Raw genomic sequence first — 16,087 nt, 5'->3', positions numbered from 1 at the left:
AATGGCTTTCCAAGCGGCAAATTGGCCCCGGAAACTGAGATCTGCGGAATGGTTCGGCGGCACCAGCCGGGACAATATCTATCATCGCAGCTGGATGAAGAACCAGGGATTGCCCGACGATCTTTTTGACGGCCGTCCGGTCATCGGCATTTGCAACACCTGGTCGCAACTGACCCCGTGCAATGCGCACCTGCGCGATCTCGCCGAGCGCGTCAAACACGGCATCTACGAGGCGGGCGGATTTCCCGTCGAGTTTCCGGTTTTCTCTACGGGTGAAAGCACTCTGCGGCCGACAGCCATGATGTTCCGGAACTTGGCCAGCATGGACGTCGAGGAGGCCATTCGCGGCAACCCGCTGGACGGCGTTGTTCTTCTAGTCGGATGCGACAAGACAACGCCTTCCCTGCTCATGGGGGCGGCATCCGTCAACCTGCCAGCAATCGTCGTCTCCGGTGGTCCGATGCTGAATGGCTGGTTTCAGGGTGAACGGGTCGGCTCCGGAACGCATCTGTGGAAGTTTTCCGAAGCTGTCAAGGCAGGCGAAATGAACCGGGAAGAATTTCTGGAAGCCGAGGTTTCCATGAGCCGGTCACCCGGCAGCTGCAACACCATGGGCACAGCGTCCACCATGGCGTCGATGGCCGAGGCGCTTGGCATTGCCCTTTCCGGCAATGCCGCCATTCCTGCCGTCGACAGCCGGCGCCGGGTGATGGCGCATTTAAGCGGCCGCCGGATCGTGCAGATGGTCAAGGACGATCTGAAGCCATCGGACATCCTGACGAGAGAGGCTTTCGAGAACGCGATCCGGACCAACGGTGCAATCGGCGGGTCGACAAACGCCGTCATTCATCTGCTCGCAATCGCCGGACGCATCGGCATTGATCTCACGCTTGACGACTGGGACCGGTTGGGACGCGACATTCCGACAATCGTCGATCTGATGCCGTCCGGCAAATACCTGATGGAAGAATTCTTCTATGCAGGTGGTCTGCCCGTCGTGATCAAGCGCCTTGGCGAAGCCGGGTTGCTCAACGGGGATGCGATCACGGTATCCGGCGAAACAATCTGGGACGAGGTCAAGGATGTCAGAAACTGGAACGAAGAAGTCATCCTTCCAGCACAAAGAGCCCTGACGAGCCAGGGTGGTATCGCAGTTCTGAAAGGCAACCTCTCGCCGGACGGCGCGGTGCTCAAGCCCTCGGCTGCATCGCCGCATCTCCTGAAGCATCGCGGGCGGGCAGTCGTTTTTGAAGATATCGATGACTACAAGTCGAAGATCAACGACGAGGATCTCGACATTGACGAGACCTGTATCATGGTTCTCAAGAACTGTGGCCCCAAGGGTTATCCGGGATTGTCGGAAGTTGGTAACATGGGCCTGCCGCCAAAGGTTCTGCGCAAGGGCATCACGGACATGATCCGTGTTTCCGATGCCCGAATGTCCGGCACGGCGTATGGAACAGTCGTCCTGCACACGGCGCCGGAAGCTGCGGCCGGCGGACCGTTGGCCGTCGTGCGCTCCGGAGATTTCATTGAACTGGATGTGCCAAACCGAAGGCTGCATCTGGAGGTTTCCGACGAGGAACTGCAGCGGCGGCTGGATGCGTGGAAACCCCATCACGTTGTCCCGGAAAGCGGATATGCCCGCCTCTTTCATGATCACGTACAAGGCGCGGACACGGGTGCTGATTTTGATTTTCTGATAGGCTGCCGCGGCTCGGCAGTTCCGAAGGATTCACACTGATGGCTGAAAAACTCGCGCTGGTCGGCATCGGCAAGATTGCCCGGGACCAGCATATCCCGGCAATATCCGCCAATCCAGACTGGGCGCTCGAGGCCACCGTCAGCCGTCATGCCTCGGTCGACGGGATCCCATCTTACACAGAGCTTCAGTCTCTGTTGGACGAACGGCCTGACATTTCAACGATTTCGCTCGCAATCCCGCCGCAACCGCGCTTCGCCTACGCAGAAGCGGCTCTCAAGGCGGGCAGAAACGTTATGCTCGAAAAACCTCCCGGACAGAGCCTTGCGGAATGCTTTGCACTCAAAAGCCTCGCTGAAGAAATGGGAGTGACGATTTTTGCAACCTGGCACTCACGCTTTGCCGACTGCGTGCCGGATCTGAAATCCTGGCTTGCGGCCCGTGAACTCAAACGCCTCCGGATTATCTGGAAGGAGGACGTCCAGCATTGGCATCCCGGACAGGAATGGATCTGGGAACCGGGCGGCATGGGCGTGTTCGACCCAGGGATCAACGCGCTGTCGATTATGACCGAGATCCTGCCCCATGCCGTTCACGTCCGGGACGCCACGCTGGAATTTCCGGACAACCGGGCAACTCCGATCTCCGCCGAACTCAGGTTCACCGACCCAGAGGGCGCTGACGTCTCAGCCGTCTTCGACTGGCGCCAGCAAGGTCCGCAGACATGGGACATCGAGATTGAAACCACCAACGCAAACGCACGACTGTCTCTGGGTGGGAGCAAACTCGAAATCGACGGCGAACTGATCAGGGAAGGATCCGACAACGAATACTCGAACCTTTATGCCAGAATGTCCGAATTGGTCCGCCTACGAACCAGCGACATGGACCTCTCCCCATTCATCCATGTGTGTGATGCCTTTGCTCTTGGCCGCAGGGTTGTGACGTCACCCTTCCACTATTGATTTTACACACCTAAAAAGCTGCCTAAACCGCTTCAGCGATCTGCAAACCGTACGCGCGGTAATTGCGAACGTCGCCGCAATAGCCTGAGCATTCTCTCCATTGTAACAGCGCTCAACGCATTGGTCTCGACCGAAAAAACAGGCGCAGGCATTCTTGTTTGGGTTGTTCATTCCACCGGTCCAGAAACTGATTGTGTTTGGTCACCAACCAGCCTCAGGAACTCATCTTGAGTGAACAAACTTCTTGGACTCCACATCTGGAGTTCAAATAAAACATGGCTTTTGTTTTGCATTTTGAAATATCAGGTAGGTGAAAGGTTGGTGAAAGGTTCCTGCATTATAATTCAATCTACTAACTTTTACGTATCAATGAGGGTGGCGTAAAGTGAGTTATTGGTTTCCACCAAATGACCAGGTGACCAGATCTCAGTTCATTGACGTAAAAACTGTTCATGATATCGATCAGGCCTCCGAACTTCATCCGGGCGATCACCGGCGCACCCAGTTGAGCACTGGCGGATATTCGGGAAAAATCTTGAAAGGGAAGATGGGTGGGGTCACCTTCCTAAGCGAGAGCAGTTCTCAAGATATCGAGTGGGAAACTCATGTAGCGAAAAATGTGTTTTCATTCAGTCTTGTATTGGAGCAGCGTCAAGAGATATCGACCTACGGGGTGCGGCGTGACGCAAGTACCGTCCTTGTTATGCCACCACGCTCATCGATCCACACAATGTTCGCGGCCCATGGAACAATTGGTGTGATTGCCGTGAATCCGAAGGAGCTGCTCTCCTCCGAAGCGTTGTTGCCCGAGGCTGCAGACTGGCTTGTCAGGCTCGAAAGTCGCGGTGAGTTCATCCAATCGCACTGGCTGGCGGAACGACTGCGCGATGACTTGCGGCATCTGATGGAATGCTCGCTTTCAGCGAACGCGGCACGCATCCATGAGGCGGTTGGAACGTTCGCGGTAACGGGTGTTGCAACTGCCCTTTCGCTGGAGTTTCTGAGGCGCCGATACGAGAATGTGATCAAAAGGCCCCCCTCTTTCGAGACGTTCTGGCAAATGCGGGCCAACATGTTGGAGAAATTGAGCGACGCCGACTTGAACATTTTCGATCTCACACCGAGCAAGACCGTGTCCAAACGCACGATCGAAAACATGTTTTCGCGAAACGTGGGGCTTGCGCCCATGCGCTACTTTCGGGCGCTGCGCCTGAAAAGAACACGACAGAAACTACTCGACCGCAGCCGTCTGAAGGACAGCATTGGCGACATTGCCTCCGAAGACGGCTTTTGGGACTGGAGCCGGTTTTCCAATTATTACCTCAAACAGTTCGGAGAGCGGCCTTCAGAAACACGAATGAGGGTCGCAGGCTGACAGCCTGAGATTACCTGCAAGCCTGTGAATGCCAGGAAGCCGGATGTGTTTCTTTGCCAAGCAAGCGTGTCTGCAGATATTCTGCCTGCTCACATCCGGCAAATGGGTTTTTAATGTCACGTTCCCTCCCCTTTTAATGCGAAAATCAACCGGCCTCAGGTCGATTGGCATGGTTGTTCCCAACCATCCGCTCGGAAGCGCGACCGGTACAGAAATGCTCCGTGCCGCCCACAGTGCGATGACGTCGTGCATCGCGCTATGGTCGGCGACTTTCCGAAGGGTCATCGATGTGCTGTTCAAGGGAACCGTCCAGGGTACGGACCCGTATATGATACCGATTTAGCGGGGTCTCCTCTGCATATGCATCCGATCTTGCCGGTTTCCAACCGGGCGCTATTGTAGATTGAGGCGAATGGCGTGAGACAATGGAGGCGCGTTAATTGTCAAACGATACATTTAAGCTATCGACGGGCACGTTGGATGTGCCTGAAACCTGGGAAGTGCGCACCCAAGTGACCCTGTTGGAGCCCGAGGACAAAGCGCTTGTTGATCCAAAGCTGCCGCCGCCGGCGTCGCCGCCTCGCGCCAATCTGGTGATCAGTCGGCACGCAGCCGCCAACACCAACCCCGCTGAAGCGCTCCGGGATTTTCTGAAGAGCAGCGCGCGCGAGATTCCCCAGTTCAAACTGCTTGGCCAGGAAAGCGTGGAGTTTCATGATGGCGGCCAAGGAGAGTCCGTTGCGCTGACGTTCCCTGCGACGGCCACCGTTCAACTTGCGCAGCGGCATGTGTTTCGCGTGGACGATGACACCATGACCCAGATCGTGATTACGGTGGATGCCTATCGTGTCGACGAACTCGACACCACGCTCATGGAACTTTTGAAGTCATTCCATCCCTAGTTGGATGGCTTTTATTTTGCTTTGTTTCGTTGAATATGGTTGCCTTAGTCGGTTCTGCGTGGGGGAGTTGTTATGAAACTCATTGAGCGAAGCCAGAGTGTCTTCAAGTGGCTTGCAAGCACGCCCGCCCGACTGCCCAGTCGACTTGAAATTCCCAATGAACGCATCGACAACCCGGACAAGCTTGGCCCCACACTTGCCAAGGACAAGTGCTATTTTCAGGTGCGGGTCAACGAAATGTTCCTCGCCAACAAGAGGCAGTGGTTCAAGACGTTCTACCCGATGGTCTATGTCGGAACGGAGTTCCAGTATGACCGGGAAGAGGTCGCGATTCCGTTCGTGCTTGGCCCAAACACGATCAAGTCGGCAATCGATCCGTCCACCAAGAACGTTGTCTTCAAGAATACGCGTGTTGCTGGTGTCAGTCCCTATCGCGGTGGCAGGCTGACAGTCACGCTTATTCTGTATCGAGTGACGGAGAATAACTACGCGCGCGGCCTTCTGAACATGGTTGAGAACCTTGCAGGATCCCTTGACTTCGCGACTTCGCTGAGTGTGTACACAAAAATTGCGGGCGCCGTTCTGGACGGTATGGAAACCCTGTCGGCGAGCGAGGACAGTCAGCCGATCCTTGGCCATCGGATGGAGTTCGACCCGGACGCCGGAGACACGCTTAAGCCCGGTTATTTCGTGTTTGTCGACATGGATCGAGCGGAACTCGACCGGTACGAGCTTTGGGTGAAAGACGATTCGTTGATGCACGGCCCTTCGCTCGAGACGGCGCAACCTTTCCGGGACGCCGACTACGTTCTGACCAGCCTGACTGCACGGCCGGAGCGAAGCGACGTTAACATGCTGCCATTCGCGGAGGTCTGGGACAGGGTCATCAAGGAAGCCGCCATCCCGCGTGTCAAGAACTTCAAAAGCGCCAAAGCCAATATGGCGAGCTTGTATCAGACGATGCTGCTCAGCCCTGATCTGATCGAAGATCACGCCATGAATTTGTCGACCGGTTACATGGAAAGGATGGTCAAAGTCCATGAGCACGCACGCGCCATTTCAAATCTTGACGATGCGGAGGCCGAAGCAGATCAGATGGACAAGCTTCGCGACGCCTCTCTGAAAATCCTCGATCTGTAGCGGTTGACCATGTCGCAGTCGCGCCAACCAGAGTTTCGGATCACCGTGGAGGACGAAAGCAGCCTTCTGTACGCCTACAAGAAAGGACCACAGAGGGCTCCGATCAATCTTGACCGGTTGACCCGGCAGACGATCGAGGTGCTCACGCGCTGGTTTGCGGACGGCAGTATCCGCCAGCGCGATGAGGTCAAGCTGATCGGCTCCTACCTGTATCGCGTCCTCTTCAGCGACAAAATCGAAGAGGAATTTCTTGAGGCATTCCGCGCAGATGGCAACACGGCGAACCCGCTTCGCGTTGTCTTGTCGTTCGAGAACAAGGCACGGGAACTTGCCACGTGGCCCTGGGAATACCTCTATCTGCCGGATGACCTGCATCGCGGCACTGCGGGCACCTTTCTGGCGTCAGACACCAAGCTCACCTTGTCGCGCAACGTCCCGAAACTCGTGGCCGACACTCCTGCATCCGATGATGAGGAATTACGGATCCTCGTTGTGGTGTCGGAGCCGGACAATGCCAACGCGGTCGACACCAACGAAGTGCTTTCGAAACTATCGGAGTTCGAGAAGGAAGCCCCCGACAAGATCAAACTCAAGACACTTCCCGAAATCTGCCCTGATTGCTTGGGTGAGAGCCGATCTTTTGCCCGGTCGTGCGACACTTGCGACGGGAACGGCATCTACGGCGTACCGACCTTCCGCCAATTCGACAAGGCGATGAAATGGCGACCACACATCGTTCACTTCATAGGTCACGGCAAATTTGAAAACAAAGTCGGCTCTTTGGGATTCATAGATGAGGGGGAACAACATCTCGTCGACTGGACGGAAGAAACGGACGTTGCCGATTGCTTCGGCGATTGGAAACCGAACCTTGTTTTCTTGCAGGCGTGCAAGGGCGCGCATGCGGATACCACCGACGTTCTCAGCGGTGTTGCGCTGCGGCTGGCATATAATGGAATACCGGCCGTGATCGCGATGCAGTTCAAGACCGGCAATCAGGTCGCGCAAAGCTTTGCGACAAAATTCTACGACACGGTTCGCGAGCGGCCGATTGACGAAGCGGTTCAGCATGGTCGTGTGGAGATCCGCCGCTTCCTTTCATTCGGGGACATCACCTTTGGCTGCCCGGTGGTCTACCTCCACAATTTTTCCGACGTGCCTGAGCAGCGGTTTTTGCCATTTCCTGAAACAAAGCGCAAAGCACCGGCGCCTATCGACCATAGGCGAGAGCCCTCAAGACCAGGCGACCGTTCACCAGCGCCCGGCGAACGCTCGCCGGCACAGTCCTTTGTCGGTTCCCTGAGTGGCTATGTTGACACTTCGTTTTCAATGCAAGGTTCGTATCACTTCACTTCGTTTCCCCCCGCACGGGCAGTGAGCCAGAGCAACACAAATCCACGCGAACCATCGAAAAACGCAAGCGTTGAAACTGCAAGATCCTCTGCTGAGCGCGCAACAACGGATCGCGCCGGCTACCAGACAGGAAACAGCATGATCGGCGTGCGCCAGCCAACCAAGCCCGCGCAGCCGTCGACCCCTTCTTCAACCGAACCTCCGAGCGGGCCATGGCGCAGGTAATAGACGAACGGTCGGTCGAGAAAGTGACGCAGGGCTTTGCTGCGTTGGTGGAAACCATTGCGCTTAGTCCTGCGGACCGGAACCGGCTCACAAAGGAACTCCGGGCGCTGCTGGAGATGCAAGGCGCCCAAGATCCTGGCGCGCGTGAAGCAAAGACGGACCGATCCGCTACACGCTCCTCGCAGCGGCCAATGACAGATGTGATGCTGGCCGAAGCCTACCACGATGCTGCCTTGGCCGGAGCGGACATGGCAATGGTTGCAGCCACGCTTGAACACTTGCGGGACGAACGCCGTGAAAGCCGGCGACCATTCGAATTATGGAAGTCGTTGGACGACAGTGTCACTGCTTCTTTCGGGGCCTCTCATCACGGCGTGCTGGCCGCCTTGAGAGCACAATTTGTGGCACAGGTCATCGAGGCTGATTGCGCGCACGCTCAGCGCCTTTTTGAACAGGAAGACGCGGGCGCATCTCATTGGCTTTTGCAGAGCATCGCTGAGGCATTGACGCATTGGAGGCTGGACCTTGCGGTGGCACTCACCGAGCGAAGCAGCCGGTTCTCAATTGAAGACACCGAAACATTCGACATTTTGCGTCGGTGTATTCCTTTTGCGCAACACTATCGGTGGGCGGAGAGCTTCCCCATTTATCTGAGACTGGGGCGGCTCGGCACCCTGCCCGAAGACCGAAGAGCGGAGTTGCTCATCGCTGCGGCGACCATAAAGCAATATCACTTTGAGCACAGAAGGGACGATGAAAGCCTCTTCGAAGAAGCTCAAGCACTTGCACCAGACAATCCGGACGTGCTCTGCGGGTTGGGTCGGCAAAAGCTTGACGCCAACGATTTTGAAGGAGCTGAGGCTCTTGCACGCCGCGCGATTGCGGCGCAGGAAGATCACGTCAATGCCTATGTGCTCTTGGGAGACTGCGCCTTTGAAGCGGGCATACCCGGTGAGGCAGAAGAGGCATACCAGGAAGCGATACGGGTCCGGCCTGGAGATTCGAACCCCTATCAGATGCTGGTTCGGCTTGCTGCCAGGCAGAACGAAGCAGACAGCCTTGAACATGTCGTTGACTTAACGGAGCGGGGCGCGGTGGCGGAGCCTGCCTACGCCGCCCAGATCTATGTTGAGGCAGGACATGCTTTCGAACGTGCGCAACGCTTGCCGGAGGCACATGAATGGTATGCGCGTGCAATTGCAGCACATCCCCGGAACCCGCTGGGATACAGGTTTAAGGCTTCCGCGCTGCTTTCATCCAACGAAACGGACGCCGCCCGCACCGTTTTCGAGCATCTGTTGACCTTCGATCCACCGGACGCGAACGCTTTTTTTGGCCTTGGCTGGATTGCAGAAGCCCAGAAAGACTTTGTCCAAGCTGAAAAGTGGTACGAAGAGGGGGCAATATCGGTTTCACAGTATGCTGGTCAGTTTCGCACCAAGGCAGCACATGCCCGGTGGCAGCAAGGCCAAGATGGTCAGGTGAAAGAAATACTGCTCGCACTGATTGCGGACCATCCGACCGATATCGTTGTTTTGGAAACGATCGATCGCGTGATTGATGACGTCGCGCGCGACGAAGCGCAGCACGCACACGACTTCACGGAGGGGCTGCTTGACGCCGCAGGCGAAAGTTATCGCGCGCACTATCTGTGCAAACGCGGCGATATCGCCAAGGTGGCGGGCGCGCGCGATGATGCCCTGTCATTTTATGCCCAGGCGCGCGCACGCGATCCGAAGAATGCACAGTTCTACGCAGCCGAAGCTGTTGCGATTGGACACTTCAAGGCATGGGAAGCCGGTCGCAATCTGCTTTCGTCAGCGCCGCCCTCGGTGCAGAAAAACGCGCGATTTCGCTGGGAAATGGCGCTGCTGCGCAACGCGGAAGCCAATTCCCTATTCGGAGCAAACCGCTTCACCGATGCAGTCCCGCTTTATGAAGAAGCTGTTGCGCTGGCTCCGGACAACGTTGTCTTGCGCACGAATCTGGCCGACGCCTACGAAAAAGCGACAGATTGGCCTGACCCGCTGGAGCGGCTGGAACGGGCCGAAGGCGCAATGCGGCGCGCAAGCGAGTTGTCTCCGGATGATGATGAAATCGGTCGCAATGTGGAACGTCTGTCGAGACTGCGCGAGATGGTCCGCGACTTTGGTTCAACGGCAGAAACCATTCCCGCGGTCACGCCCATCGCGATGGAGGTCGCAAGCGACCTGGTCCCCTATTTCGAAGGGCAATCGGGAGAACTTGCGTCGGAATTCGCACAACTGGTCACAGACCTTCGGGACAAAATCCGCGAACAATTCGGCGTTGTCCTTCCAGGCGTACGCGTACGCGGAAACGACACTGATATGCCGGCCGGTTCGTATCTCTTCATGATCGAAGAAGTACCGATCGTCATGGGGACGATTACGAAGGGAATGCGGTTCACCCCGATCCCGGCCTCCCGGTTACAAGAAGCCGGTCTCTCTCCCGTGCCGTCCTTGGACCCGTTAACCGGTCAGGAAGGCAGCTTTGTCTCCGAAAGCGAATGGCAACCTTCTCTGGCCGGACAGGAACCACTGTGGAACTTCCTGGACTATCCGGCACGGCATCTGCGCCAGGTGATTGAGCAAAATCTCAAAGTCTTCCTGGGACATCAGGAAACCGCATGGCTGCTCCACGAACTTTCCTCTGACTCAGCCCTTCAGATAAGGGAAGATCCGAGGCTCTTGTCAAAGCTGACCGCCCTGTTGCGCGCTTTGGTTGACGAGCGCGTGCCAATTGTGGCGCTTCAGGCAATCTGCGACTGCTTTATGGATCTGCATAACCGCGGCGTCCCGTTGAGCACGATCGCGGAAGAGTTCCGGATGCTTCCGGAAGTGAGAAGCCGCCTGATTTCACCCAGTACCGAACTGGTTTTGCTCGAGGCCGATCAGGCGTTCGAAGAGATGTTCAAAGCCGCATTGCACCGAGACGGTTCACAGGCGCAACTCGCCCTGCTCCCCGAAGACTGTCAGGACCTTTTGTCAGCCGTCAGGAACGCAATGCTCGATGTGAGCGATGCCGCTTTGGTACTGCGCGACCCGGAACTCAGGCCGCTGGCCCGCAAGCTTTTCTCTTTGGAGTTCCCGAATTTACACATTCTGGCACAGCGTGAGATCGGCTCCGAGCTTGCGGCGACACCACGCCGGGACCTTCGGATAAGGGAGGCGCAGACATGACACCGGGCGCGGCTGTACCCGTTTCAATCATTTTCGGTTCGGGGGTTTTGGATCCTGCAGAAACCGAAGAGGCAGCCCGCTATGTTTGGGACTTGTGCGAACGTCTCGCATTGCCTGCGCTCCCGGAAATCAGCGTCGCACCGACGGAGCCCGCCGGCATGATTGTCGTTGACGGGACCAAAATTGCGCCACCTGTCCCGGATGCACAGGATGTGTCGGTCGTATCGACCGCGCTGTTTCGTAACCGTGTGTGTCTTGTGACCGACGATGTTGCCAGAGCGGTTTATGCGCAGTTCGGCCTGGTTGGGAATGAGACGGACTTTCACAAGTTTCACAAAGTGCTGCGGGAGTGCGTGCGCGCCGGGAGATCGATCTCGCACCTGCAAAGTGTCCAAACAGAGGCCTTTGCCGCTGACCCTGCAAGCTGGCTGGAGACAGCCCTGACCGCGGCTGAGGCACCGGACATCCGCATTCTTGTCTCGCAACACACGTATGACCAGCTTGTCGATCCGCAAAGCGGGGCGTATTTGCCCGTTGATGACGGAAATCAGGATTTCGGAGCGCTCCTGAAGATGATGTCCGAAGGGCTGTTCTGGGAACTTGGCATGCATTTCGGAGGGCGGCTTGAATTGGCGCGCGACCTCTCCGGGAGCGCGTTCCGGATCGGGCTGAACGACATTTCGACACCGGCCCTTCAAGGTCTGGAGGCTGGTCAGTTTTTGGTCAATGACACAGCGGATCGCCTGAACCTTCTCGGTATAGACGCCAGCAGCACCCTCAACCCGGTCAACCTGTCAGATGCCAGTATCGTGAATGCGAACGAGGCGAAGCGCTGCGAAGAAGAACTTGGCTTGACGACATGGACCTTCGCAGGTCACCTGATCCTGCACACGAGCTCGGAACTTCGCGGAAACGCCGCAGCGTTTTGCACGACCGACATTGTCACCTTCATGCTGGAACGGCTGCAGAACGCTTTCCCCGACCTCATTCATGCGGTACGGGACCGTTTTGACACGATTACTGTCACACAGGCCTTGCGTGCGCTGTTGACGGAGGAGATCTCCATTCGAAATCTTCGTGGTCTGCTGGAGGCAATGCTGGAGATTCAGGGAACCACGACAGTCAGCCAGAGAGAGCACATAGTTTTCGGTCCGCAGGTCGGCAGCCTGCTGCCGGTGGCCAATGGAGATGGCGAAAGCGATCGAAATGCGGAAGCAATCGGTGAGATGATGCGCGCTGCTCAGCGGGCTTATATCTCACATAAATACACGCGCGGGCAAAACACGCTGTTGGTCTACCTCGTTGACCCGGAATTTGAAGTTTTTCTGGATCCGGCAGCGACTTCTGCCGCGTCTGAACACACCGAAGAGGCCGTCCTCTCTGCTTTCCGCGAAACGGTGCAGGAATCGGATGCGAGCATGGTACAGCCCGTCGTGCTGACGACGACGGAAGTCCGAAAACACCTGCGCCTGCTGATCGAACACGAATATCCGCGTCTGGCAGTCTTGTCCTATTCCGAGTTGCAACCAACGATGAATATTCAGCCCTTGGCGAGAATAAGCTAAGCAAGGTGGCATGAGATGTGTCTTTGTGGACGCACCCCGCAGCACCAGCCCTCGTCGTTCAGAACTGTTCAGTGAAAAGACTGATCACAGAAAGCAAATTTGGAATGCTTGACGGGCTTTTGGTCTCACGCACGCAACAGCATTTGGCGGGTTGTGTGCAACCATCTGGAGACTTCCATACCCAGGCTGGCTTCCATCGCTATCTGCAGGTCAGAATTGCGCGAGAACTCTGCGGTCAATTTCGCAAAGCTCCATGTCAGCATCGTTGTCGAAGTCGATGCCGTCACCGTGACAGGCGCAGAGAAATCACTCTTTTGGCTGAGGAGCGCGACCGCGCCAACGAAATTGCCTTCTGTGAGGCTGTCAACGCGGCTGGAGCCCTCCTCAACCACGGCCTCGCCTTCGACAATAAGACACAGTTCGTCAACTGAACTGCCTTGCGTCACCAGCACGGTGCCGGCGGGAACGGATTTTCGCTCTGCCATTCGAAGGAACTTGAAGGCATCCCGTTCAGAAAGGTTCTGCAGCGCAATTGCGTAAAGATGCCGCTCCTCTGCCGTGAACGGGGCCGGTCGCCTCTCGGCCAACAGACGGGCGATCCAGAAAAGGTTGATGCAGAAGAAGAAGGTATTCCAGCCAATGGGAGCCCAAAGCGGTGAGCTTTGAAAGTAGTAATAGGGCATCAGCAACGAAATCCCGAGCACGGTCAGGATTCTCAACCAGAAAATGTCGCGGACGGAATAGGAAAGCAAATAAATGACATTCGCAACGTTCACCAAAACATCAAGCCCGGCCATCACTTAGCCCTTTTTCAAATGAGCATTGTAGGTTTAATCTAATCGACGGGACGACCCAGCGATAGACGGGGAAAAGCCATGTCGGAGACTGCCAGCATCCAGTTAGCGCACGCCCTCGACGCGGCCGCCCGAACCGAAGACGAGGTCCACGCCTACAGGTATCTGCTGACGCAGGAGGCCCGATCCGAAGCCAACAGCGCGGATCTGGAACCGACCCTATCGCCAATTTTCGGTTGGCCATTCGCAGTGAAAGAAGTGTTCGACGTGCAAGGTGTTGTCACTGCGGGAGGCTCGCGCGCCTACCAGGATCGCATCGCAACACAAGACGCTTCGGTCGTGGCGCGGCTGCGAGCTGCGGGAGGAACACTTGTCGGTACACAAATCGCACACGAGTTGACCTGCGGTCTTGATCAACCACCCACGCGCAATCCGTGGAACCTTGACTGCTATCCAGGTGGATCAAGTGCCGGAGCCGGCGTCTCGGTCGCTGTGGGTTCAGCGCGCTTCGCCCTTGGTACCGATGCCGCCGGCTCTGTGCGCATCCCGGCGGCGATGACGGGAACAACTGGACTAAAGCCAACCTGGGGGTTGATCAGTTCGCATGGCGTGATGCGTGAGGCATCGGCCCCATCGATTGATCATGTCGGAATTATTGCAAGGTCAGCGGCCGAGATCGCTCAGGTGCTTCCGCTTCTGACGCCTCCCGATCCTTGGGACAAAGCGACGCTGCAAGCACGCCCCGATCGGGCAGTAGAACCTCAACAAACGGGGCGCATTGCTGTTCTTGGCAAAGATACTCTTCAAGCCCTGTCGGACGTCAATCCGCTCGATTCGGAAATCGAAACCGCCTTCTCGAACGCTTGCGATGTGTTTCGCCAGACCGGTGCCGACATTGTCGAAATCGAGGTGCCAACTCTGCCTGAGGCGGTTGATGCAATTGTCACGCTCTTTTCCGTGGAACTGTCATGCGCCAACGCGCAATTGGTCAAGAACCGCAGAGACCTTTTTGCGTCCACGGTCGCAGACATGATTGAAACAGGGCTGGCGCTCCCGGCAGACCGCTTGATGCAAGCCGTGAGAACACGCTCAAAGCTGCGGCAAGAGTTGTCCGCTGCCTTTTCCGCCGCCGGTACCCGGTTTCTGCTCACGCCGACCACACCACGTCCGGCGATGTCCTTGACGAATTTTGATCCGACACAAGAGTTGGGAAGCCTAATCCCGTTTACCTGCGGCTTCAATCTGACCGGAAACCCGGCGATCAGTTTGCCCTGCGGGCAGACGAAGGACGGCTTGCCGATTGGTTTGCAAATCGTCGCTCGCCACTTCATGGACGCATCACTGCTCGAACTCGCCACCGAATTTCAGCACCGCACGCACTGGCATGAACTGCGTCCTCCCGTCTGAAGCCAGCTATTGCATTGCCTGTGCGGTCATCCGCCAAACGCTCGCATGACAGACGAACACGCAAAACTCCAGGCCGACAGAAACATCTTTGCGGCTCTGCTCACGACTGACCGCGGAACTCGCACGGCTGAGAAGACCAGGTTACCCGAACCGCTGTTCCATCTCGCGGCGGATCCTGATGGCGGCGGCGGTTTCATCGATGTCTACGTCGCCCCAGGTGACGATCTGGCCTGCGGCGACGTTGTTTTTCAGTTTCACCCCGTGAGCCAGACCGATGGGCAACGCGCCAAAATCGAGCGAGGTTTTGGCCGGCAACAGCTTGCCCCAGACCGTTGACCCACCCTCCCCGTCCAGTATCTCTCCTTCCACCAGGCTGCGCTTGGCGGTTGCGGCGACATCCCCATCGAAGGACAACGTTGAACCGGTTGGCTTTCCGAGCAATGCCGCAGACAGGATCGAGACGTTCAATTCCAGTCCGATCAGGTGAAAGGGCTTGTACATCGCCGAGTAACGTCCGGTGGCGTCGGTGTTCATGCCATACTGCCGGAAACAGGCGGCTGCGTAAGGATTTGGCGCTTCAATGACGACATAGACGCCCCAGCGCAGGTCGCGGCAAACCGGACGGCCATCCCTTTCCATGGAAGAAACGACTTCCACCATGCCCTTGCCCGCAAGCTGACCGCCATCCGCGATGGGCCGAAGAACATGAGCCAGGTCATCCATCCCGGCAGGTGGAAACAGCAGCCCGTCTGCCGGTGGTGTCAGGCCCGTCGCATTGGCGATCGCAGCCATTTCGAGCGCCGACTTGGTACCGTCGAGGAAACTGTTGAACATTTGGGCGTTCATGCCGGCCTCGGCAGCCTGTTCAGGGGTCAGGCCATAGTGATCCCAGACCGTATCGGGCGTCGAGGCATGGTAGCTTGGCAGGTATTTTGTACCCTTGCCTGCGGCGACGACGGTAAAACCGCAGGACCGGGCCCATTCCACCATCTCGCAGGTCAGCGCAGGCTGGTCACCATAGGCCATTGAGTAAACCACTCCAGCCTTACGCGCCTCTTCGGCCAGAAGTGCTCCGGCCAGTACATCCGCCTCGACATTGACCATGACGACGTGCCGGCCTTGCCGGATGGCCTCTCGGGCATGAGTGAGACCCGCGGCGGGGCTTCCGGTGGCTTCAACGATGACATCCACATCGTCCCGCGCCACCATGGCCGTGGCATCGTCGGTGAAGGTCACGGCGCTGATCAGATCCTCGGACCAACCGACTTCCGCGCAGGCCTTGCGGGCATTGCCGGGACGTAAATCCGCGATCGCTGAGACCGTCAAGCCGGGCGTGCTCGGGACCTGGCTCAAAAACATCGACCCGAACTTGCCGGCTCCGATCAAGCCCACCCTCACCGGTTTTTCCGCTGCCGCCCGTGCGAGTAACTCCTGATAAACGAACATGTTCCGCCCCTTT

The 16,087-nt window shown here is 57.2% G+C and carries 11 protein-coding genes; 9 read left to right on the top strand and 2 right to left on the bottom strand.

The genetic code is table 11. The annotated features are described in order from the left end of the window. Window position 1 precedes the first annotated feature (1 nt). The 8 genes from araD to RDA78_RS20540 all read left to right on the top strand — a co-directional run bounded on the left by araD (window position 2) and on the right by RDA78_RS20540 (window position 12,427). Complete coding sequence (gene araD, locus RDA78_RS20575) at window positions 2-1,744, top strand: L-arabinonate dehydratase (RefSeq protein WP_434051660.1); 1,743 nt, start codon at window positions 2-4, stop codon at window positions 1,742-1,744. Continuing rightward, window positions 1,744-2,667: a Gfo/Idh/MocA family protein gene (locus RDA78_RS20570; RefSeq protein WP_434051659.1), complete on the top strand. Its 924-nt coding sequence runs from the start codon at window positions 1,744-1,746 to the stop codon at window positions 2,665-2,667. Before araD ends, RDA78_RS20570 begins: the two co-directional genes overlap by 1 nt. A 385-nt stretch (window positions 2,668-3,052) precedes the next feature. Next, entirely contained in the window at window positions 3,053-4,042 is a 990-nt protein-coding gene (locus RDA78_RS20565; RefSeq protein WP_434051658.1) for a helix-turn-helix domain-containing protein, read from the top strand. 440 nt (window positions 4,043-4,482) lie between these two features. Further along, a complete protein-coding gene (locus RDA78_RS20560) occupies window positions 4,483-4,944 on the top strand; it encodes a hypothetical protein (protein WP_434051657.1) in 462 nt (153 codons plus the stop codon). A gap of 72 nt (window positions 4,945-5,016) precedes the next feature. Beyond that, window positions 5,017-6,084, top strand: coding sequence for a hypothetical protein (locus RDA78_RS20555; protein ID WP_434051656.1), 1,068 nt, complete (start codon window positions 5,017-5,019; stop codon window positions 6,082-6,084). Window positions 6,085-6,093: 9 nt separating this feature from the next. Then, window positions 6,094-7,662 (top strand): CHAT domain-containing protein, encoded by a 1,569-nt coding sequence (locus tag RDA78_RS20550; RefSeq protein WP_434051655.1) that lies wholly within the window; start codon window positions 6,094-6,096, stop codon window positions 7,660-7,662. Next, window positions 7,650-10,862: an FHIPEP family type III secretion protein gene (locus RDA78_RS20545; RefSeq protein WP_434051654.1), complete on the top strand. Its 3,213-nt coding sequence runs from the start codon at window positions 7,650-7,652 to the stop codon at window positions 10,860-10,862. Before RDA78_RS20550 ends, RDA78_RS20545 begins: the two co-directional genes overlap by 13 nt. Further along, window positions 10,859-12,427, top strand: a complete 1,569-nt coding sequence (locus RDA78_RS20540; protein WP_434051653.1) for an FHIPEP family type III secretion protein — start codon at window positions 10,859-10,861, stop codon at window positions 12,425-12,427. The genes RDA78_RS20545 and RDA78_RS20540 overlap by 4 nt, the downstream gene beginning before the upstream one ends. A 125-nt stretch (window positions 12,428-12,552) precedes the next feature. Here RDA78_RS20540 and RDA78_RS20535 read toward each other — a convergent pair whose 3' ends face one another. Further along, window positions 12,553-13,224 carry a cyclic nucleotide-binding domain-containing protein gene (locus RDA78_RS20535; RefSeq protein WP_434051652.1) on the bottom strand — a complete coding sequence of 224 codons (672 nt, stop codon included), beginning with the start codon at window positions 13,222-13,224 and terminating at the stop codon, window positions 12,553-12,555. A gap of 78 nt (window positions 13,225-13,302) precedes the next feature. Here RDA78_RS20535 and RDA78_RS20530 point away from each other — a divergent pair, with 78 nt between their 5' ends. Next, window positions 13,303-14,628 (top strand): amidase, encoded by a 1,326-nt coding sequence (locus RDA78_RS20530; protein ID WP_434051651.1) that lies wholly within the window; start codon window positions 13,303-13,305, stop codon window positions 14,626-14,628. Between the two features lie 141 nt (window positions 14,629-14,769). On the opposite strand, the gene RDA78_RS20525 is transcribed toward RDA78_RS20530, so the two are convergent. Next, window positions 14,770-16,074: an NAD(P)H-dependent oxidoreductase gene (locus RDA78_RS20525; protein ID WP_434051650.1), complete on the bottom strand. Its 1,305-nt coding sequence runs from the start codon at window positions 16,072-16,074 to the stop codon at window positions 14,770-14,772. Window positions 16,075-16,087 lie beyond the last annotated feature (13 nt).

Origin of the sequence: Roseibium sp., from assembly GCF_051016195.1 — a bacterium.
Taxonomy (GTDB): domain Bacteria; phylum Pseudomonadota; class Alphaproteobacteria; order Rhizobiales; family Stappiaceae; genus Roseibium.
This window is presented reverse-complemented; position numbering and strand designations above follow the sequence as displayed.